Origin of the sequence: Secundilactobacillus silagincola (genome assembly GCF_002583405.1) — a bacterium.
Lineage (GTDB): Bacteria > Bacillota > Bacilli > Lactobacillales > Lactobacillaceae > Secundilactobacillus > Secundilactobacillus silagincola.
The window spans coordinates 1-20040 of the sequence record NZ_BCMJ01000011.1 but is presented as its reverse complement, the minus strand read 5'-3'; the positions used below and the strand labels follow the sequence as shown (position 1 = coordinate 20040).

Below are 20040 nucleotides of genomic sequence, written 5' to 3'. Positions count from 1 at the left end.
AGGTCGGTGATACGGATGACTGATGTCGTTAAGATGCGTCAAATTGAAAAAGCCTTCGGGGCCAATGTCGTGTTAAAGAAAGTCGATTTTACCTTGGCGACTGGGTCGATTCATGCCCTGCTAGGTGAGAACGGAACGGGTAAAACGACTCTGATGAACATTCTCACCGGCGTGTATACCAAGGATCATGGTGACATTGAGATTAATGGCGCACCCGCGACACCGGCCAGCCAGCAGCAAATTGCCTTTATCCATCAGGAACTCTCGTTGGTCAATGATTTGAGTGTGTATGAGAACTTGTATTTAGGCCACGAACTCAAGCATTATGGGTTATTGCGTCGACGGGAAATGATTGAGACGGCTCAAGCGTTTGTAGATCAGATTGGCATCAAGCTAGACGTGACCACTATGGTAGGTGACCTGAATCCATCATATAAGCAGATTACCGAAATCGTACGGGCACTGATGCGTGACGCCAAGGTGATCATTATGGACGAGCCCACCACCTCGTTAACGGATGTCGAGATCAATGATGTGTTTAAAATGATGCGCACGTTGCGGGATCAGGGGGTCAGCCTGATTTTCATCTCGCATAAGCTCAATGAAGTCCTGGAAATTTGTGACACCTATACGATTATGAGAGATGGGGTCGTTGTGAGCTCGGGTCCAGTGACGCCAGAACTCACAGAGGTCCAGTTAAGTAATCAAATGGTAGGCAAGGAACTGGCTAATAGTGAGATTTATCAGCCCCGACCGCTGGGAAAGCCAGTTTTGACGTTGAAAGGGCTAACGAAGACGCGTGAATTTCAAAACGTTGATCTTGTGGTTCATGCCGGTGAGATTATTGGTGTGACCGGTTTACTGGGTGATGGTCGAAGTGAGCTTTTCAGTGCTGTTGTGGGTGCAACCGCTTTTGATGCGGGACAGGTATTGGTCAATGAGCGACCAGTTCGCATCAGAACCACCGCGGATATCAAACGGTACGGTATCGCTTATTTGCCGAAGAACCGCAAAGAAAACGGCATCGTGCCGGATCTTAATATTGAAGAAAACATGGCGTTACCGATACTGGGGCGGCTATCTCGCGGTGGGCTGATCCAGCGTGGCCAGCTCACGGCTACCGTGCAGCGTTACGTGAAGCAGATCAACATTAAAGTGGCGGACGTTAAGGATGTGATTGGTTCGTTATCTGGTGGCAATCAGCAAAAGGTTCTGTTGGCAAAGGCCCTCTGTACGAACCCCAAAGTGGTGATTTTAGACAATCCCACCCAGGGGGTTGACGTGGGCGCCAAAGCCGAGATTTACCATCAAATTATGGATCTTGCTAAAACGGGAATCAGTTTCGTGATCCTCACCAGTGAGATCGGTGAGATTCAACAACTTTGTGACCGCGTTTACGTCATGACTCATGGCGAGATTCGGGCGGAACTTCCCCACGACGCCATTAACGAACGCGACATTATGCTGGTAGCAACTGGCGGACAATTAGATTAGGAAGGTGAGTTTATGACAAATACGCAGGAAACTTCAGCATCTGAACACAAGCATCGCAGTCTGAAGGGATTGATCGCGGACTATAGCGCCATTTTCGCCTTCCTGATCCTGTTCATCGTGGCCGTGCTCCTGAAAGGGTCGATCTTCTTAAGTGTCAGCAACATCATGAACATCTTAATGAATAACTCGATCATCGGGATCATCGCTTTGGGTATGACCTTAGTCATCATTACGGCAGGTATCGACTTGGCCGTTGGTTCTCAGATGGCCGCCACTGGCCTAATTGCCATGACGATTTTAAATGCTACTCAGAGCATCTTTTTAGCCATCGTCGCTGCTGTTTTCGCTGGACTAGTGTTCGGTGCCATCACTGGCGGTCTGATTTCAAAGTTTGGGGTGCCAGCCTTCATCGTAACGTTGGGGACCATGCAGATCTACCGGTCAGTTTCTGAATACTACTTTGATGGTGGTGGCATATTGGCAACCGGTCGATCGGCTAGTGCCTTTACGGCGATTGCCAACACCAAGCTATTCGGTATCATTCCAATGCCGATGATTTACTGGTTTGCGCTTTGCATTCTCATTAGTGTGATTGCGCGACGGACAGCGTTTGGACGTCACGTTTACGCCATTGGTAGTAACGAGCGTGCTAGCTTTCTGTCCACAATTAACGTGAACCGGGTCTTGTTAGCGGTGTACGCGTTATCAGGTGTACTGGTAGCGCTGGCGTCGATTATTGAGGCATCGCGGTTAGGTAGCATGAATTCGGCGTCTTCTGGGAGTGGTTACGAAATGGATGCCATTGCTGCCGTTGTGATTGGCGGTACCTCCATGGCGGGCGGCCGCGGAACGATTTTAGGAACGGTATTTGGTACTCTGACCCTTGGTATCATTAATAATTTAATGAACCTACTGGGAGTGCCATCGTTTTTGGTGGGTGCTATCAAGGGGATTATCATCATTGGTGCATTGCTGATCCAGCGGTCCGTATCTAAGGAAGAAAGTTAGGTGGGGTCATGATGAAATTAGGTTTGTTAAGTGCCATCTTGGCAGATATGTCTTATGAAGAAGTCATCGATTACGTGGCTGTACGCGGGTTAGGCTGTGTGGAATTGGCAGCTTGGCCCAAAGGTGACGGTGCTCGTCGCTATGCGGGGGTTTCCCACGTTGACGCAGAACGATTAACACCGGCGCGGGCAGAAGAAATGCGGGCGTATGCAGCTGATCGGCACGTTGAGATTTCAGCGTTGGGATATTACCCCAACCCGCTATCAGCAAATAGTGAGGTTGCGAAAACGGCGATTGCTCACCTTTACCGAGTGATCGACGCTGCTCAGATGATGGGTGTGCCACTAGTCACCACTTTTCTGGGACGTGACCAGTATCGAACCGTGGCGCAGAATCTCCAATCAGTAGCTGAAGTTTGGCCACCAATTATCGAGTACGCCGGAGACCGTGGCATTCGAATTGGCATTGAAAACTGTCCGATGTTGTTTACTGATGATGAGTGGCCAGGTGGTCAAAACATCATGACTTCGCCAGCAATTTGGCGACAGGTATTTGATATTTTGGACTACGATAACTTTGGCGTGAATTATGACCCGTCGCACTTCGTTTGGCAGATGTTGGATTATCTGAAACCCATCTATGAGTTTCGGGATAAGTTATTCTTGGTACACTTTAAGGACATTAAGTTGTTACCCGAACGATTAGCTGAGGTTGGCACCATGGCGACACCGCTGTCGTACATGGTACCCAAGTTGCCTGGTTACGGCGATATTGACTGGGGCCGGTTTGTGTCAGCCTTGAGTGATGTTGGCTACGCGGGTAATACCAGTATTGAAATCGAAGATAAGGCGTTTGAGGCGGATGCCACGCAGGTGGATGCAGCGATTCGACATTCGGTGACGTATATGCGAAATTTTGTGTGATAACGACAGGGATACATCAAAAAGCGCTCTGGCTATAAAGCTAGGGCGCTTTTTGAGGACTTACCGAGGATTCCAAATTGGATTTCATCGATAAGTTTTTTAGAGGAGTGCTACCGTTGATGTTAGGTGGCACTCCTTTTCTTTTGAGAATCCTAAAATTTAGCGATTGTATAAGATATATCAGAAAGGCTGCATGCCAACGCCATTACCCAACGCTCATTTATTTTTAATGTTGCCGAATCCTGTTAAATTCAATCAAAAAAAAACTAGATTATATACTGCTAGTAAAGGAACGACACACACTTTATGAATTAACAGTTAATTAAATGCAACTCATCAAATTTTCATCTTACTGTTGACTTCCGCTTAGATTTGTATAATAATCAATACCAATTTAACAAATCAAGTAGACGTAAGATGAGTAGAACTGAAAGCTATTTCTAGAGAGCCACCGTTTGATGGAAGGTGGTAGTAGTCTAAGTTCGAATATGGTCTTAATAACAGTCTTCATTGTCGAGCGTACGTTAGATAATGCCGGGTACTCCCGTTACAGAGTTAGGGTATAAGAAGATTTTCTTTTTGTATCTGAAGCGTATGTAATTCAAGAGAATTATGTAAATTTAGGTGGTACCGCGGAAAAGCACTTTCGCCCTTTATCAGAGATTAAATCTGGTGAAGGGCGAAAGTGCTTTTTTGCTTTTCTGTTTACTTGTAAGGAGGAATGAGATATGGGAAAAAAACAAGAAAACTATGAGTTGTTGGTGAAACAGGCTGAGAGTCTGCTGGAAGGTGAAACGGATGTTGTGGCCAACATGAGTAATTTAGTCTCTTTACTTTTTCATGAGATACCAAGCTTGAATGGCACGACCTATTATCGGTTTAAAAATAATGAATTGATTCTTGGACCGTTTCAAGGCAAGCCAGCTTGTATGCATATTGCGGTTGGTAAAGGTGTTTGCGGTACAGTCGCCAAAACCAAGCAGACAGAAATCGTTGAGAACGTTCACAATTTTCCAGGTCACATTGCTTGCGATAGTGCTTCGAAATCAGAGATCGTTGTCCCAGTTTTCAAGGATGGTCATTTCTGGGGTGTTTTGGATCTAGATAGTCCAGAATACAGTACCTTTGATGAGACGGATGGCGAGTATTTAAGCCAAATCGCACCGCTGATCTTTAACGAATAATTTCAAGTAAACGAATGGAGAGATGAGAAACAATGGAATTTACACCTTCACAAAAGGTTAGACAAATACCTAAAAGCTTTTTCGCCGATCTTGATAAAAAAATCGATGCTGTCGAAGATCAATCAACTTTGATCGATCTGGCGAAGGGGAATCCTGACCAGCCAACCCCAGAGTTTATCATTGACGAACTAAAAATAGCATCGGAGAAATTGGAAAACCACCGGTACACGCCTTTTGAAGGAAAGACTAATTTTTTAAAGGCCATTTCCAACTACTACCAAAAAAATTATGGGGTTACTACAGATCCTTTCAAAGCGATTTTGACGTTCAACGGTTCAGCCATTGGTATTTCAGCAATTCCCCAAGTTTTTCTGGATCCTGGTGACTATGTGGTGACGACTGATCCGTGTTATCCAGAATACGATGCTTCGGTTGCTTTAGCTGGCGGTAAGTTGTACCAGCTACCAATCACTGAAGCCAACGATTATTTGCCAGATTTAGAATCAATTCCAGATGAGGTATTACAAAAAACAAAGATATTGTTGCTGAACTATCCTAATAACCCAACTGGAGCTGAAGCCACTAGCCAATTTTTTGAAAAGGTGATTCAGTTCTGTAAATTACATCACATCCTAGCTGTTAATGATTTTGCATACGCAGCTCTCAGCTATGACGAAAAGCCCGTGAGCATTTTGGAAGCACCTGAAGCTTTGGATTACGCCATCGAGTTGAACACCTTTTCGAAAACGCACAACATGGCTGGTTGGCGCGCTGGTTACGTGCTCGGCAATGAATCAGCGATTGCGGCCATTAAGAAGTATCACGACCACGTTTACAGTACGATTTTTGGGGCAGTTCAAGATGCAGCAACTGTTGGTCTTGAATCTGATCAGTCTTCCGTTCAACAACTTAGAACGTTGTATCGACAACGACGCGATACTTTAGTGGGTGGGTTGAAGCAACTCGGCTGGAACGTGGTTGAACCTAAAGGGACCTTTTTCGTTTGGGTAAAAGCCCCTGAAGGATTAGATGGCGAACAGTTTACCGTGCAAATTTTAGAGCAGACTAACATCGTGGTTGCCCCAGGAATCGGGTTTGGCAGTAACGGTCGTGATTACATTCGACTGAGTTTGACCCACGATGAGTCAGTTTTAAAAGAAGTCGTCGAACGTTTAAGCAAAATTAACTATTAATGAATCAAGGTGGAATGAATGACTGAGGAAAACATCATTACGTTCGATCACGTTAGTAAAGAGTTTACGCGGGCGGACAGTAAAGAAAAGCTTCAAGTATTAAAGAACATTAATCTGAAAATCCATAAGGGCAGTATTTTCGGCATTATTGGTTATAGCGGTGCCGGAAAATCGACTTTAATTCGTTGCATCAACGGGATTGAATTACCAGATACTGGCAAGGTCGATTTTGAAGATATTGAGATCAACCATATGCCCAAAAAACAGCTTCGAGAAACTCGCAAGGAAATGGGTATGATCTTTCAGCAGTTTAATTTGATGCCTTCACGGACGGTTTTTGAAAATGTTGCCTTGCCAATTAAGTATAGCAAGCAGAGTCAACAGCAGATTAAAGACAAAGTATTGGAACTATTGAAAATCGTTGGCCTGCCTGATAAAGCAGACGCCTTTCCATCGACTCTTTCCGGCGGGCAAAAGCAAAGGGTGGCCATTGCACGAGCGTTAGTCAATGATCCTAAGGTGTTGCTTTGCGATGAAGCCACCAGTGCCCTTGATCCGCAGACCACTGAAGATATCATCCAGCTGTTGAGGCGACTTAATCACGAGCTGGATATTACCATCGTGGTGGTGACCCATGAGATGCAAGTGATTGAGGAACTTTGTGATGATGTGGCGGTGCTGGATAAGGGTAAAATCGTGGAACAAGGCGACGTCTATTCCGTCTTTGTTGATCCTAAGACACCGTTAACTAAAAAGTTTATTGCCACAACTTCCAAGTTGAACTTGCCCGATGAGGTCCTCAACAGTAATTTGTTGAAGTTGCATGATAATGATTTGCTGGTAAAAGTGACTTACATCAGCAGTAAGGCCATTGAACCATTGATTTCAGCCATTTCCCGTAAGTTTAACGTTGATGCCAATATTATTGTTGGTGACATCAAGATTTTACGAGGAAAACCGTTGGGAGGATTAGTCATCATTTTAAGTGGCAAGCAATCTGATGTCAGCGGTGCGCTGTCATACATTAAAGAAAAACAGGTTAGAACCGAGGTGCTCGCTAGTGCTTAGTAAATTATTTCCAAATGTGGCCTTGAACTACAACATTTTTCAAAATTCAATTGTTCAAACGGTTGAAATGCTGATTATTACCGGTATCATTTCCTTTTTAATCAGTTTAATCATTGGCGTATTGCTGGTTGTGACGAAGAAGGATGGCATCGCCAGTAATCCGGTTGTCTGGAACATTTTAGATAAAATCATTAACTTGTTTCGGTCAATTCCATTTATTATCTTGATTGCAGCTTTGATTCCACTGACCCGGGTGCTTTCAGGAACGGCCATTGGCGTAAAAGGGACCATTTTTCCGTTGATTGTTGGTATCGTGCCGTTTTTCTCCAGACAAATTGAATCGGCATTGAATGATTTAGATCAAGGATTGATTGAGTCAGGACAGGTCATGGGTTTATCAACGTTCCAAATTATCAAATCCATCTATTTAAAGGAAAGCATTTCTAACATTTCGCGAGTGACCACGATTACGTTTATTTCTTTGATCGGCTTAACTGCCATCGTTGGTGTTGTCGGTGGTGGTGGCATTGGTGATTTCGCAATTCAGTATGGGTTCCAACAAAATGAACAGGATGCAACGTTTGCTTGCATCATCGTTTTACTGGTTATCGTGACCATTGTTCAAATTATCGGTACGTTAGTCAGTCGCAAGACGACACATTAAACTGACTTTTAAAAGGGGAAAATGACATGAAGAGATTGATTAGTAAGAAGATTATTTTAATTTTTAGTTTGTTGTTAGCGTTTGTTTCAGTCGCTGGGGTACTAAGTGGCTGTGGCAAGAGCAGTAATGCGGCGGCCACCAAGACGGTGAAGGTCGGTGTAGTTGGTACGACTGATAATTCAATTTGGGCTCAGGTAAACAAGAATCTAAAATCAGAACACATTCACGTTAAATTAGTACCATTTACTGATGGCATCCTAGCCAACCAAGCCATGAATAACAAGGAACTCGATATGGTTGCTTTTCAAAACCGAGCCTTCCTCGAAAATGAAGAGAAAACTAAGCATTACAAGTTTTCTGTAATTGCACAGACGTATTTGACACCAATGAACATTTTCTCCGATAAGATCAAATCCATTAAAGATTTGAAACAGGGGGATAAGATTTCAATTCCTAATAATGTGACTAATGCCGGCCGTGCACTTAAAGTTTTGGAACAGGCTGGTCTGATCAAGCTTGATCCTAAGGCTGGAGATACGCCATCTACTAGTGATATTACAGAAAATAAGTTAAAGTTGAAAATTGTTCAACAGGATCCTGCTAAAATCATGAATCTATTACCTGACGTTGCAGCCGGAATCACTAATAGTAACTTCGTTAAAGTTGCTAAAAAAGATCCCATCAACGATGCCATCTACAAGGAATCCTTTAGTTATTCCAATCCTGCTAATAAGCCATGGATCAACGTCATCGCCGTTCGGTCAAGTGATAAGAATAATGCCACATACAAGAAGATTGTTAAGGCTTATCAGACTAAATCAGTGACTCAGATCTACAAGGCTAAGTTTAATCATATGTATACACCTGCATTCAAGACGAACAATTAATGCAGACGAGAGGAAGGATAGATTATGTTTTCACAAAGCGGTCCGCAAAGGTACATTTCAGATGTTGATGCGTACGACCAGCTACCATCATTTATTTCAGATTTAAAGGTTACTAAAGTGTTGTTTTTGCACGGTACTAAGTCACTAAGAGCAGCTAAACCTTATTTGCCAAACTTTGGTGATCACGTTGAGGTGACAGATGTGTTCTTTAATGGTGAGTGTTCTTACGAAGAAATTCATCGCGTAGCGGCCATTGCAAAAGAGCATCAGGTTCAAATGGTGATTGGACTTGGTGGGGGTAAGGTTTTGGACACGGCCAAGGCAGTTACTACTGGCACACATTTGTATTTGGTGTTGATTCCAACGTTAGCCAGTAACTGCGCACCATGGTCTTCGGTAAGTGTCCACTATAAAGCAAATGGGGAGCATCTCGACCATAAAATTTATAAGGAAACCGCTCATTTACTACTGATCAATCCAAAAGTCATTTTAAATTCACCAGTTAATTATTACGTGGCAGGAATCGCGGATACACTGGCTAAGTTCTATGAATCTGAGCTCATGTTTGAAGCATTAGACGACGATGAATACACGACTGCGCTGAGTATTTCACGACAAATGGCCATTAATTGCAAGAACATCTTACTCAATAATTCTGTTCAGGCGGTTAAGGACATGCAAGCGGGGCAGTTGACTCACACGTGGCGCACAGTCATGGAAACCATTATTGTGACGGCTGGTACTGTCGGTGGCTGGGGCGGTGATTATGCACGTTCCACGGGTGCTCACTCAGTCCATGATGCCTTAACGCTATTTCCTGAAACTGTTCACTTATTGCATGGTATCAAAGTAGGTTATGGAATTTTGGTCCAATTGGCCATTGAACACCACTATGATGATATTCGGAACTTGCTGCCGTTTTATCATGAACTCAATATTCCAACTAACCTCGAAGATTTAGGTCTAGGCGATATTGACGATGCGGGAATTACCAAGATCGCGGCTGTTTCCGCTGATCCTGAAACGACAATGCATCTGATACCGTTGGATATTGATACTGATGCCGTCAAGAGCGCGATTTATAAGTTGGAGGAAATCACGGCACCGGTCAAGTAAGGCGCAATTTGGTTTAAATGAGTCAGTGACATCAGTCTTTTAATTTAAAAAACAGATAGCAGAAGATTCTTGCTATCTGTTTTTTGCCTAATTTTTTTATTAGCTCAGTGATATAATTAGGACAACATATCATGTTTTAAAAATGATGATTAATCTCTTAGGAGTGCTAACGTTTAAACTTATTTGAAAGGACTGTATTCATAATGTTACAAGACATCGCGCCAAAGGTTATGGATAACCAATATCATCCTGGGCGAACGCCTAAAAAGGATGACTTTGTTGTCATCTATTCTGCCAAGAAAGTACTTTTATCCGAGTCGAAGCAATTACCAACGGTTGATTTTGCTGATAAAGAGTGGCACTTTGATCGCGATGATTACACTTATCTCCTATCCGTGGACGGGGTCTCGTTCTTTCTCATTAGGAAATCTACGAGGCCTGTGAATGAAAGTAACGACTATCATTTTGAATCCGTGCAGAAGTTAAGAGGATTGCAGCCGCAATGGCTAAGCTTTGCAATCGTAACCGCAGCACACCTCGGTTGGTGGTATAAATCGCATAGATTTTGTGGCGTTTGTGGGCAACCACTAGTTCAAGACAAAGTGGAACGGGCATTAGTGTGCGAGTCCTGTGGGCAAAAAATCTACCCTGAAATCTCGCCAGGCATTATCTTAGCAATTACTAATGGCGATAAAATCTTGTTGACTAAGTTTCGAACGGGACAGGAGAGATACGTGTTACTTTCTGGTTATGTCGAAATAGGAGAAACGCTTGAAGACACCATTAGGCGGGAAGTTTCAGAAGAAGTCGGGCTCTCTGTCCACAATATCAAGTATTATGCTAGTCAGCCTTGGGGCTTTTCTCATTCGTTGCTAATGGGCTTCACGGCGGAGCTGGATAAGGATTTACCGATTGAACTCGAAACGGATGAACTTTCTAAAGCGCAGTGGTTTGATCGTGATAAGCTTCCTCATGATGATGAACTTAGCTTAACGTGGCAAATGATTGAGGATTTCAGGCATCATAAATTTTAAAAATTAGAGAGTGTGAAAACAAGCGTTTAAAGAGTGGAGTATAAGGGCTCAAAACGGAAATTCCCTGAACCTTAGGGGGATTTTTGTTTTGAGCCCTTATATGCAACTCTTTGCTTGTTTGAGCACGTTTGTGAGAGTGTAACATAACTCGATAGATATCAGAGTTTAACGTGAATAATGCCTATTCCGTGATTTTTGCGCGGAATAGGCATTATTTTGCGTTAAATGGCTGGGATTTGGAGAAGACATTTTTTCTTAAATGACCAATCATTATATGAAAATATTATATAAACCATTTATTAATTATTATGATTTCACAAGCAAAATAGCTAGTTCAAACGATTGAAACGCTTACAAAAAAGTGGTAATAATTGATACTGGTTAGGCATATTTTTAGGATTTGTGAAAAATAAAGGTGTGCCATTATTAGATTATTTGGGAGGTTCTTTTATGTCAACTAAGTCATTTCGTTTGAAGGCTACCATTGGTTTATTGGGAATTGCCTCGTTGAGTGTGCTACTAGCAGCGTGTGGGTCGAATTCTGCCGCGTCGAAGCCGAAACTAGACCGGACGGCTGATTTATCAGCTAACTATGTCATCACAACGCTGGACATTTCTAAGACGCAAGGGTTTGATCAGGCTGGGAACATGTACGACAGTCTTTTCTACATGAATAAGGATCATAAAATTGTACCAGATTTGGCAACTAAGTCGACCGTCTCGAAAGATGGTAAAACGTATACCTTTAAGTTGCGTAAGGACGCTAAATTTAGTAATGGTGATCCGATTACGGCGCAGAGTTTCGTTTATTCGTGGCAACGGTCCTTAGCGCCAGCAACAAAATCCATGCATGTGTATCTCTTTAACGGAATTGTAAACGCTGCGGCGGTAAACGCGGGTAAGCTGCCAGCAAGCAAATTGGGTGTAACAGCGACTAACGATCACACCTTGACGGTAAAATTAACTCACCCAATTGCCTACTTCAATAAATTAATGACTTATCAGGCTTTTGCACCACAGGATGAAAAAATTGTTAAGAAGTATGGTTCATCTTATGGCATGTCACCAGAAAAAATGGTTTATTCCGGACCATATAAGATGGCAAACTGGAAGCCGCAAAGTAATACTTGGACTTTTGTTAAAAATACTAATTATTGGGATAAGAAAGTCGTTAAGATGCATAAAATTAATATGCATTATGAGGAAGACCCCCAAACTAGTCTGAATCTTTACCAGTCCAAGAAACTTGATTTTACCATTCTTACGGGTGATCAGGTATCAAACTTTAAGAATAGTAAGCAGTTATTTAAGGGTCCATACTCTTATATGAATTATTTATTCTTTAACCAAGAACCTACTAATCAGACGTTGCGTAAAGCCTTCAGAAACGAGAACATTCGCAAAGCGATTTCGTTAACGTTAGATCGAAAGCAAATTGTTAATGTCGTGATGAACGGTGCGGCCGTTAAACCAACCGGTGTGGTCACGAAGTACCTCGCTTATAACAATAAGGGGACTGATTTCGCGAAATTACAAGATGGTGGTCAAAGCGCTGCTTACAATCCGACATTAGCCAAGCAATACTGGCAAAAAGGGTTAAAGCAGATTGGTCAAAAGTCATTGAAATTTACCTTAATGTCATCAACAGAAGACAGTTCGAAAAAGTTGGCTGAATATATTCAGGCTAATGCTCAAAAGTACCTACCTGGACTGACAATTAATCTTCAAAGTGTTCCAGAACAGATTGTTTATCAGCGGAGTTTGAAGGGACAGTTCGACGCATACTTGGGTGGTCGTGGAGCTGATATCTCAGACCCAATTGAGTTCTTAGCACCGCTGCTGAGTAACAATCCGCAAAATTACGCTAAGTGGCAAAATGCAACTTACGATAAGCTAGTTAATGGGTCAACAACTGGCAATTTATCCACCACGGCGCGTTGGAATAAGCTGTTGCAGGCCGAGAAACTCCTTGCAGATCAACAAGCCGTAACACCGCTCTATCAAGATTATAATTACTATCTCAAGCGGTCAACGCTTCACGGGATCACCCATAATTCTACTGGTGCTCAGTGGAACTATAAGTACATGTATAAGACGAAGTAAGAGGAAAGTGTGAATAAACGTGAAAATAACATCAATCGATATTTTTCGTGTGAAGTGGAATCGGCAATATGGTGCCTGGCATCCAATTGTGGTGCGAATTAATACGGATGAGGGTATCAGTGGTTTTGGCGAAGCTGGAATTTTCTACGGTAGCGGTTTTGAAGCCACTATTGGGAGCTTGAAGGACCTCGGTAAACGATTGATTGGTCAGGATCCAACACGGATTGAAGCCATTTGGCAACAATTCTACCAAGGTACCTTTTGGGGGAAGAGTGGCGGTGCAACTTTTTACGCAGCCGTTAGTGCGTTAGATATTGCACTTTGGGATATTAAGGGCAAGTCACTAAACGTTCCGGTTTATGAACTGCTTGGTGGTGCAACTCGGACACGAATTCGGTCTTATGCGAGTCAACTACAGTTTGGCTGGGAAGACGAGACGCGGTATCTCATTCAACCAGAGGAGTATGCGGAAACAGCTAAAAAGGCGATTGATCAGGGCTACACAGCTGTGAAGGTTGATCCGTTTATGGTCGATCGTCAGGGGCACCTTGGTCGACGGTTGCTAGGTATGATGAGTCAGGCTGATTTACAACTCAACTATGATCGTATTAAGGCGATTCGAGATGCCGTTGGTCCAGACGTTGATATTATTTTGGAATGTCACGCTGGCTTGGACGTCAATACGGCGATTCAGTTTGTTCAAAAAGTGGCGCCGCTTAATATCTATTATATGGAGGAAGCTTTCTCGCCAATGAATCCGGGATTAGCAACGAAAATTAAAGAGAAGACTGCTATTCCACAAGCAAGTGGTGAGCGAATCGTCACCCGCTTCGGTTTCCAGCCTTACTTGGCTGCTCGCAGTTTGGATGTGATTCAGCCCGATGTTGCCATTTGCGGTGGTATTTCGGAGGCTAAGAAAATCTGTGACATGGCAGCAACATATGAAATTGCTTGTCAATTACACGTTTGCGGCACACCGATAGCAACAGCCGCTGCGTTACAAGTGGAAGCTGTTTTACCTAATGCGTTAATTCATGAACACCACGAAATTTCATTAAAAGCCGGAAACCGGTGGATCGGCAAGTACCCAGACGAAGTCGATAACGGTGATTTTGTAATTCCTGACCGTCCTGGTATTGGTCAGGAATTGAGCCAAGCAGCAATCGAGGCATCTGTTTGTGAGACGATTGAATAGTTTTAATAAATAATGGTACAGAAAGTTTAAGTAGCGTTGAGAGGGTGAGTGAAGACTTGTCCTCTTTTTTAATTATCTGAATAGTTAAATCATAGACAGTTGTTGGCGTATAATTCATAGAGTTATAATGATAAATATTCTTCTCACAAACTGTTCAAAAGAAAAACTGATATGTAAACCCATCTAAAAATACGTTTCTGAGAGGGGAAAATAATGCTCAAATTAAGTGAAGACGCTGAAGGTTGTGCGGGCTGTTTAAGTGGTTGTATTACTGGGACGGTTATGTTTATCATTGCGATTGCAGTCATCTATATTTGTCTCGCAACTATTATCGGACAGCTTTAGAATGGCATAAAAATACCCCAAAGTTGTAATTCACTTTGGGGTATTGATTACGATTACTGTTAAGTCTTAAATGAATAATAATTAGTTGATTCGCTTGCCCTTCGTTTCTGGGCCAAACACTGCGGCAATCACAGCAGCAACGGCTGCAACACCAGCGATAAGATAAATAACTGCGCTGGCATCAGCAACCTGCAGTAAAGTAACGACGACGTAGGGCATACCAAAGTTGGCGAGTTTAGCTAAACCGTTTGCGGTACCGGCACCTCTGAATCGGTATTTGGTAGAAAACAATTCAGTAATGTATACACCAATAATGGTAGCGTTCAAGATGTAAAAGCAGATGGTTAACAAGAAACCAGTGACGATCACAGCTGTTCCATTAGTTAAGTGTCCGTAAATAATACCCAAAACGACGACCATGCTGAAAGCGAGGATAATGTTGAGCCTGCGCCCGATTCGTTCAACAAGTACTGAGCCAATAAAAGCACCAATTGGAGCGCCAACCATCATGATGGTTGTGTAAACGAGAGAGTGGGTTGCCGTTACACCTTGACTAACCAACAAGGTAGGTACCCAGGAAGTGAAGGTGTACTGACAAACCATCGCAGCCATTGCCAGACTAATAGCAACGAAAGTATTGCGGGCCAAGTGTTGATCTGTGCTGTTATTGTTCTTTTTTGTACTGTGATATTCAAGCGGCTGCTTTTTTTCGGCTTTCATTTCTGAAAAAAGCATATTGATGGTTTCGGCTGCCTCATCGTATTTTTGATGCTGAATGTCCCAGCGAGGAGATTCAGGCAAATCGTGTCTGAAGTAACTGAAGACCATTGCCAAGGCACCACTGATGAAAAACATACCACGCCAAGAAAAGTGTGGAATAATGAATAGACATAGCAACATTGCGACTGGCGCGCCAATGTTTGCAAGGCAAGATGCTAACGTACACCATTTACCCCGCGATGCAATTGGTGCAAACTCGTTGATGATTGAAAAGCTGGTGACCATTTCGGCACCGAGACCAATTTCAGCAATAAAACGAGTAATAATCAAAAAGATCATATTAGGGGAGAACGCACCAATAAAAGTGGCGAGCCCAAAAAGAAGTAAGTTCCATTGAAAAGCTTTCATTCTACCTTTTGAATCACCAATAACACTAGCAAATATAGAGCCTAAAAATAGGCCAAGGAATCCAGCAGATAAGAAGATTGAATTCTGGACAGAAGTTGAAAAGCCACTGGATGTAAAACTATTCAAGGTACCACTGGCTAGATAAATGTCCATGGCATCTAGAAAAAGACCGATTGCTGATAAAGAGAAGATTCGGCGAAAGGTTTTTGTTGTTTGAATCGTATTCATACTATGTAGCAGTGTTGCAGCTGTATCATCTTGCGGTACAGCAATTGCAGAAGCTATGTTATCAGACATAATAATTCCTCCAAGTAGATATAGTTGGCGTGATTAGTTGAATGATTATGTCGTGAATATGATGCTGTTAATTCCGTATTTATAGCGAAATTGAGACCTATAATGAAACACAAGTTTTGTAATTGACAAGGTATAGTATATAATCTTATTTTAATAATTACAAGGATAATTTAATCGTTTTATCATATAAGGAGACTTAAAAATGCAACCATTCATGGTTCGGGATACGATCAATGTTAAATTGATTCGGTATCTGGATAATCATCCTGGCAGTAATCGGATTCTTAGTATCGCACATGATTTAGGTGTTGATCGTCACACCGTAACAACTCATCTAGACGAGTTAGAAGTATTGATCAAAAATAATTTTAAACCAACTGACTTATCGCTGCTTGTCAATGCTGACGGGGTTGAATTACAACGCAGTGCCAAAGTGAATCTGGACCGTATCCTGTCTTTTTTGACGAAGGAATCATTAATGACCAAACTAATACGCTCAACGTTTGAACGGACCGCAGATTCACTTGGAGACTTTTCAGAACGATATTTTAGTAGCTTTTCGACTGCTAAACGGCACGTGAAAAAGATGCAAACACACCTTGCTTTATACGGTTTGCGGTATTCACCTGCGACTAATATTTTGGTTGGACCAGAAGCAATGATCCGGCTATGTTACTACCGAGTTTACTGGGAAACTTACTCGCGATTTGAATGGCCGTTTGAGCATGTGGATCAACAAACGATTGTTCTACAAATTAATCGGTGGGCGGATAAAATTGGAATAAATCTGGATAATATTACGCAACAGCAACTGAGTTATTGGGTTGTGATTTGTCAGCAAAGACAACAAGTAAATGCCTTCGTAAAAATACCAACAGTCGTAACGCGAGCTACTTTCAATCATAAAAAAATAGCTGATTTACCGGGTATTTTTGATAATCAGTATCCAGATGAAAATACTTTTTTTGATTATTGTCTGCTCTTTTTTACACATTGCCTGAAACCAGAAGTATTGGGTACTACTGGCGTGGTTAATAAGGGGAGTGTTTTAGCTCTTGATGAACTCCAGAAGCAATTCGGATTCCTTAATAATGAGACTGAAAAGTTAAAATTAACGAGTTCATTGAATATTTTACATACCTATACAATGATATTTACGGTGGGTGGTCTGCTCTTAGATCGCGCTAGTATCGCAGATGAACTGGTTACTAAGCGGCCATGGGTCATTAAAGCAGTAACCCATTTATTATTGAATTTAAAAGCAACAGGGAATCCAGTGTTTAACAACTTAATCTATCTGTCAGCTCAGTATGTCACGGTGGTTTTGACGTACTTTGATACGACGGTTTTGAATCCATCGTTAAGGGTTCGATTAGTGATTGATGCTACGCCAAGCTATCGTGAATGGTTGTTTAAACAGGTACATGACCATCTTAAGGAGGAATATAACGTTGTTTTGGCTGGTGACGATGAACCATATGATCTCATAGTCACTAATTTTGCGATTAAAACGACTAAAATAGCGAAACCCATCATCGTTATCAATACCCCAATTACGAAGCAGGATTGGGTTCATCTCCAACAATTTTCACTTTAGGTCATTTTTTTACCCGATAAAGGTAAAAGAGTGACCTTTCTTGTTTATTAAATTTCGATTATCATTTTAATCAATTATTCATCAGGCGTGATGAGTTGAATGATTGTAATTGACATTGATTCTTCTGGTATCAGAATTAAACGGTTTTTTGAGACCGTGCAATACATATAAATTAATTTGGGAGGCACATTATTAAATGACATTAAAAGAGGTATTTGATCAGAAATCAGTAACCACCGTAATTGGAACGATGGATGCTCAATCAACCAATACAGTTGAGAAAAATGGTTTTAATGCGGCATATTTCAATGGTTACGACGTGGTACGGGCCCAACTTGGCGCAACGAACGAAGGATTAATTTCACCTTCAGAGTTATCGGCTGAGTTAAGACATGTGAAAGAACACGGCAATTTTCCAGTCATTGTTGACGCGCAATCTGGTTTTGGTAATCAGTTAACCACCTACTATGTAGTCCAAGATTTGGAACGTTCGGGTGCAGCAGGCATCGTTTTAAATGACCAAATTTTTCCAGCACATACTGCCCAAAATGAAGTCACGATGATTGAGTTTAGCGATTTTGTTGCTAAGTTAAAAGCTGGCAGAGCCGCTTTCGATGATGAGGAAACAATGTTGTTTGCCGAGTTAGATGGCGTCCAAGAATATGGAGCTGATGGTTTACGCAAACGAATTCAATACATACAGCAAAATCAGTTAGCTGATTTTGTGCTCGTGGGTCATGTCACTCCAGATCAATTTGCAGCGGTGGCTGATATGACAAAGAACGAATCATTTGGCCTAGTCGTCAATACTGTTCGAGATCAGTTCGCTTCTGCTGAAGATTTGGCCGACCAAGGATTTAGTGCATTATTTTACACTGGTGTACTGTCGGCTGCTAGGCAATCGGCCGAGGAACAAGCAGCACAGCAATTTTTGACAAAGGCGGAGGTATAAAATATATGAATAAAGCAGCGAGAATGCGTAAAGCTTTCAAAGATATGTGTTTTAGTGGTGATTTAGTTAACATGGTTGTTGCTCCCAATGCGTTGAGTGCGAAGATTGCTGAGAAAACTGGTTTTAAGGCCATTTTTCAGGCAGGCTATGCAACTTCAGCTGATCGCTTAGCACAGCCAGATCGTGGGATTGCGGATTTTGGTCTGATGAGTGATAGTGCGCGGGAAATTATTAATGCCGTAAATATTCCCGTTTTCATTGATGCTGATACGGGTTACGGTGATGAGCAAAATATCGAGCGCCTCGTTCACGTTTACGAAAACATGGGCGCTGCTGGGCTCTTTATTGAAGATCAAACTTGGCCAAAACGCTGCGGTCACATGGATGGGAAAACCATTATTTCAGAAGAGGCAATGGTTAGCAAGATTCAAGCGGCTGTTAATGCACGACAACATGATGATTTTCTCATTATGTCACGAACGGATGCTTATGCGGTAACAGGGTTACAGAGTGCAATTGACCGCTCACGTCATTATCATGAAGCTGGTGCGGACTTGGTCTTTGTTGAAGCACCGAAAACCAAAGATGATTTGCAAAAAGTAGCCGATAGTTTCCCTGACGTACCAGTGATGGCTAATATGATTGAGAATGGTAAAACACCACTGCTTTCTAATGAAGAAATTCATGAAATGGGCTTCACGATTGCTATCCATCCTAATGTACTGGTATATACGACAACGTATTCAACCGAAAAACTACTACGTGACATGGTTGAACTTGGTACAACGGAACGACAAATTGACAAGATGGTGACTTTCCCACAATTTAATCACTTTATTGGGCTAGATGATGTTAATGCATTGGAAGAGAAATTTGCGACGGCTCCGATAGAACTGTAATAAATACTTTAGCGACTAGTTTTCTGTATTGGAAAATTAGTCGCTTTTTGGGTTAATAGACCCTAGAAATAAACATTAACGGATGCGATATTTATTCCTTATCGAATTAAGTATGCTATTCTATTCTAGTAGTTCACGAGATTACTGCTAAAATAGGAGGGCACGTTCGTTGGAAAATCTATCAGTTAACTATAAAGACGAATTATACAATTCACTAGCGCAACTAAGTCGAGGCATTGCCAGTAATCGGCGTTTAGAAATTCTGGATTTGCTGACGCAGGCTTCGAAGTCGGTTGAAGAGATTTCTAAAGAAACCGGGATGAGTATTGCTAATACTTCGCGCCACCTTCAAGTTTTAAAAGACAGTCATTTGGTTAAAACAACCAGACTGGGTAACCGCATTATCTATCGGTTAGCTTCTTCACAGATAAGTGACTTGATTCGATTACTGATTAACGTTGGTGAAAATTCAATGTCTGAGATGCAACACATCGAGCAACAGGCCGACCATATTCCAGATGTTAAAACGGTGTCCTTAACAGAAGCTCAAAGGATGCAAAAGGAGACTTTTCTTTTAGACGTTCGTCCCCAGGATGAATTCGCTGAAAACCATGTTGATGGTGCAATTAATATTCCTTTAGATCAATTATCTGATTCCTTGAGCCGTCTGCCAAAAGATCAAAAAATCATCGTCTACTGTCGGGGGCGGTTGTGTGTGAATGCCAATTCAGCAGCTCAAATTTTGAATCGTGCGGGTTTTGATGCTTATAGCCTGAATAGAAGTGTTTTGGATTGGCAAGATATGAGTCAAATTGAAGATTAGTGGGTTCTGGGAGTGACGAGACGTCACAACCGGAACTTTTTTCTACCAAAAGTCAAGCGCTTCAAGCTTTTTCATTGCTTATTGAATGGTAGGTTGTTAAATATTGGATACACTTAAATAAGCCTATCCT

Annotated in this window: 18 protein-coding genes and 1 other annotated feature; of the genes, 17 read left to right on the top strand and 1 reads right to left on the bottom strand. The window is 42.1% G+C overall.

The genetic code is table 11. The features are described from left to right. Nucleotides 1-15 precede the first annotated feature (15 nt). From CES82_RS10500 to CES82_RS12795, 13 genes are all read left to right on the top strand, one after another. Nucleotides 16-1494: a sugar ABC transporter ATP-binding protein gene (locus CES82_RS10500; RefSeq protein ID WP_098826103.1), complete on the top strand. Its 1479-nt coding sequence runs from the start codon at nt 16-18 to the stop codon at nt 1492-1494. Between the two features lie 12 nt (nt 1495-1506). Next, the gene (locus CES82_RS10495; RefSeq protein ID WP_098826101.1) at nt 1507-2502 is read left to right on the top strand and encodes an ABC transporter permease; all 996 of its coding nucleotides are present in this window, start codon (nt 1507-1509) and stop codon (nt 2500-2502) included. 11 nt (nt 2503-2513) lie between these two features. Continuing rightward, entirely contained in the window at nt 2514-3425 is a 912-nt protein-coding gene (locus CES82_RS10490; RefSeq protein ID WP_098826100.1) for a sugar phosphate isomerase/epimerase family protein, read from the top strand. 400 nt (nt 3426-3825) lie between these two features. Then, nucleotides 3826-4082, top strand: a binding site (T-box leader). 71 nt (nt 4083-4153) lie between these two features. After that, a complete protein-coding gene (gene msrC / locus CES82_RS10485; protein WP_098826098.1) occupies nt 4154-4609 on the top strand; it encodes a free L-methionine (R)-S-oxide reductase MsrC in 456 nt (151 codons plus the stop codon). Between the two features lie 32 nt (nt 4610-4641). Continuing rightward, nucleotides 4642-5802: an aminotransferase class I/II-fold pyridoxal phosphate-dependent enzyme gene (locus CES82_RS10480; protein WP_098826096.1), complete on the top strand. Its 1161-nt coding sequence runs from the start codon at nt 4642-4644 to the stop codon at nt 5800-5802. 18 nt (nt 5803-5820) lie between these two features. Further along, nucleotides 5821-6870: a methionine ABC transporter ATP-binding protein gene (locus CES82_RS10475; RefSeq protein WP_225364898.1), complete on the top strand. Its 1050-nt coding sequence runs from the start codon at nt 5821-5823 to the stop codon at nt 6868-6870. Then, on the top strand, nt 6863-7534 hold the full coding sequence (locus CES82_RS10470) for a methionine ABC transporter permease (protein WP_225364897.1): 672 nt from the start codon (nt 6863-6865) through the stop codon (nt 7532-7534). Before CES82_RS10475 ends, CES82_RS10470 begins: the two co-directional genes overlap by 8 nt. 26 nt (nt 7535-7560) lie before the next feature. Further along, a complete protein-coding gene (locus CES82_RS10465) occupies nt 7561-8421 on the top strand; it encodes a MetQ/NlpA family ABC transporter substrate-binding protein (protein WP_098826093.1) in 861 nt (286 codons plus the stop codon). A gap of 24 nt (nt 8422-8445) precedes the next feature. Next, the gene (locus tag CES82_RS10460) at nt 8446-9537 is read left to right on the top strand and encodes an iron-containing alcohol dehydrogenase family protein (RefSeq protein ID WP_098826091.1); all 1092 of its coding nucleotides are present in this window, start codon (nt 8446-8448) and stop codon (nt 9535-9537) included. Between the two features lie 203 nt (nt 9538-9740). Next, entirely contained in the window at nt 9741-10571 is an 831-nt protein-coding gene (gene nudC / locus CES82_RS10455) for an NAD(+) diphosphatase (RefSeq protein ID WP_098826090.1), read from the top strand. A 450-nt stretch (nt 10572-11021) separates the two neighbouring features. Then, nucleotides 11022-12674, top strand: a complete 1653-nt coding sequence (locus tag CES82_RS10450) for a peptide ABC transporter substrate-binding protein (protein ID WP_098826088.1) — start codon at nt 11022-11024, stop codon at nt 12672-12674. Between the two features lie 19 nt (nt 12675-12693). Beyond that, nucleotides 12694-13869: a mandelate racemase/muconate lactonizing enzyme family protein gene (locus tag CES82_RS10445; RefSeq protein ID WP_098826086.1), complete on the top strand. Its 1176-nt coding sequence runs from the start codon at nt 12694-12696 to the stop codon at nt 13867-13869. Nucleotides 13870-14082: 213 nt separating this feature from the next. Beyond that, nucleotides 14083-14214 carry a hypothetical protein gene (locus CES82_RS12795; RefSeq protein WP_263850133.1) on the top strand — a complete coding sequence of 44 codons (132 nt, stop codon included), beginning with the start codon at nt 14083-14085 and terminating at the stop codon, nt 14212-14214. Nucleotides 14215-14295: 81 nt separating this feature from the next. Here the strand turns inward: CES82_RS12795 and CES82_RS10440 are convergent, their stop codons facing one another. Beyond that, complete coding sequence (locus CES82_RS10440; protein ID WP_098826084.1) at nt 14296-15639, bottom strand: MFS transporter; 1344 nt, start codon at nt 15637-15639, stop codon at nt 14296-14298. A 202-nt stretch (nt 15640-15841) separates the two neighbouring features. Here CES82_RS10440 and CES82_RS10435 point away from each other — a divergent pair, with 202 nt between their 5' ends. The 4 genes from CES82_RS10435 to CES82_RS10420 all read left to right on the top strand — a co-directional run bounded on the left by CES82_RS10435 (nt 15842) and on the right by CES82_RS10420 (nt 19910). After that, a complete protein-coding gene (locus CES82_RS10435) occupies nt 15842-17236 on the top strand; it encodes an AcpB/EbpR/MafR family transcriptional regulator (RefSeq protein WP_098826082.1) in 1395 nt (464 codons plus the stop codon). Nucleotides 17237-17432: 196 nt separating this feature from the next. Beyond that, nucleotides 17433-18188, top strand: a complete 756-nt coding sequence (locus CES82_RS10430) for an isocitrate lyase/phosphoenolpyruvate mutase family protein (protein ID WP_098826080.1) — start codon at nt 17433-17435, stop codon at nt 18186-18188. Between the two features lie 5 nt (nt 18189-18193). Continuing rightward, nucleotides 18194-19087, top strand: a complete 894-nt coding sequence (locus CES82_RS10425) for an isocitrate lyase/PEP mutase family protein (protein WP_098826078.1) — start codon at nt 18194-18196, stop codon at nt 19085-19087. A gap of 169 nt (nt 19088-19256) precedes the next feature. Beyond that, nucleotides 19257-19910: an ArsR/SmtB family transcription factor gene (locus tag CES82_RS10420; RefSeq protein WP_098826076.1), complete on the top strand. Its 654-nt coding sequence runs from the start codon at nt 19257-19259 to the stop codon at nt 19908-19910. Nucleotides 19911-20040: the final 130 nt, after the last annotated feature.

Bases quoted from the DNA above. Each gene is read 5' to 3' on its own strand.
- CES82_RS10450 (WP_098826088.1), top strand. From the start codon at position 11,022: ATGTCAACTAAGTCATTTCGTTTGAAGGCTACCATTGGTTTATTGGGA.
- CES82_RS10490 (WP_098826100.1), top strand. From the start codon at position 2,514: ATGAAATTAGGTTTGTTAAGTGCCATCTTGGCAGATATGTCTTATGAA.
- CES82_RS10480 (WP_098826096.1), top strand. From the start codon at position 4,642: ATGGAATTTACACCTTCACAAAAGGTTAGACAAATACCTAAAAGCTTT.
- CES82_RS10475 (WP_225364898.1), top strand. From the start codon at position 5,821: ATGACTGAGGAAAACATCATTACGTTCGATCACGTTAGTAAAGAGTTT.
- CES82_RS10500 (WP_098826103.1), top strand. From the start codon at position 16: ATGACTGATGTCGTTAAGATGCGTCAAATTGAAAAAGCCTTCGGGGCC.
- CES82_RS10440 (WP_098826084.1), bottom strand. From the start codon at position 15,639: ATGTCTGATAACATAGCTTCTGCAATTGCTGTACCGCAAGATGATACA.
- CES82_RS10465 (WP_098826093.1), top strand. From the start codon at position 7,561: ATGAAGAGATTGATTAGTAAGAAGATTATTTTAATTTTTAGTTTGTTG.
- CES82_RS10425 (WP_098826078.1), top strand. From the start codon at position 18,194: ATGAATAAAGCAGCGAGAATGCGTAAAGCTTTCAAAGATATGTGTTTT.
- CES82_RS12795 (WP_263850133.1), top strand. From the start codon at position 14,083: ATGCTCAAATTAAGTGAAGACGCTGAAGGTTGTGCGGGCTGTTTAAGT.
- CES82_RS10460 (WP_098826091.1), top strand. From the start codon at position 8,446: ATGTTTTCACAAAGCGGTCCGCAAAGGTACATTTCAGATGTTGATGCG.
- CES82_RS10430 (WP_098826080.1), top strand. From the start codon at position 17,433: ATGACATTAAAAGAGGTATTTGATCAGAAATCAGTAACCACCGTAATT.
- nudC (WP_098826090.1), top strand. From the start codon at position 9,741: ATGTTACAAGACATCGCGCCAAAGGTTATGGATAACCAATATCATCCT.
- CES82_RS10435 (WP_098826082.1), top strand. From the start codon at position 15,842: ATGCAACCATTCATGGTTCGGGATACGATCAATGTTAAATTGATTCGG.
- CES82_RS10495 (WP_098826101.1), top strand. From the start codon at position 1,507: ATGACAAATACGCAGGAAACTTCAGCATCTGAACACAAGCATCGCAGT.
- msrC (WP_098826098.1), top strand. From the start codon at position 4,154: ATGGGAAAAAAACAAGAAAACTATGAGTTGTTGGTGAAACAGGCTGAG.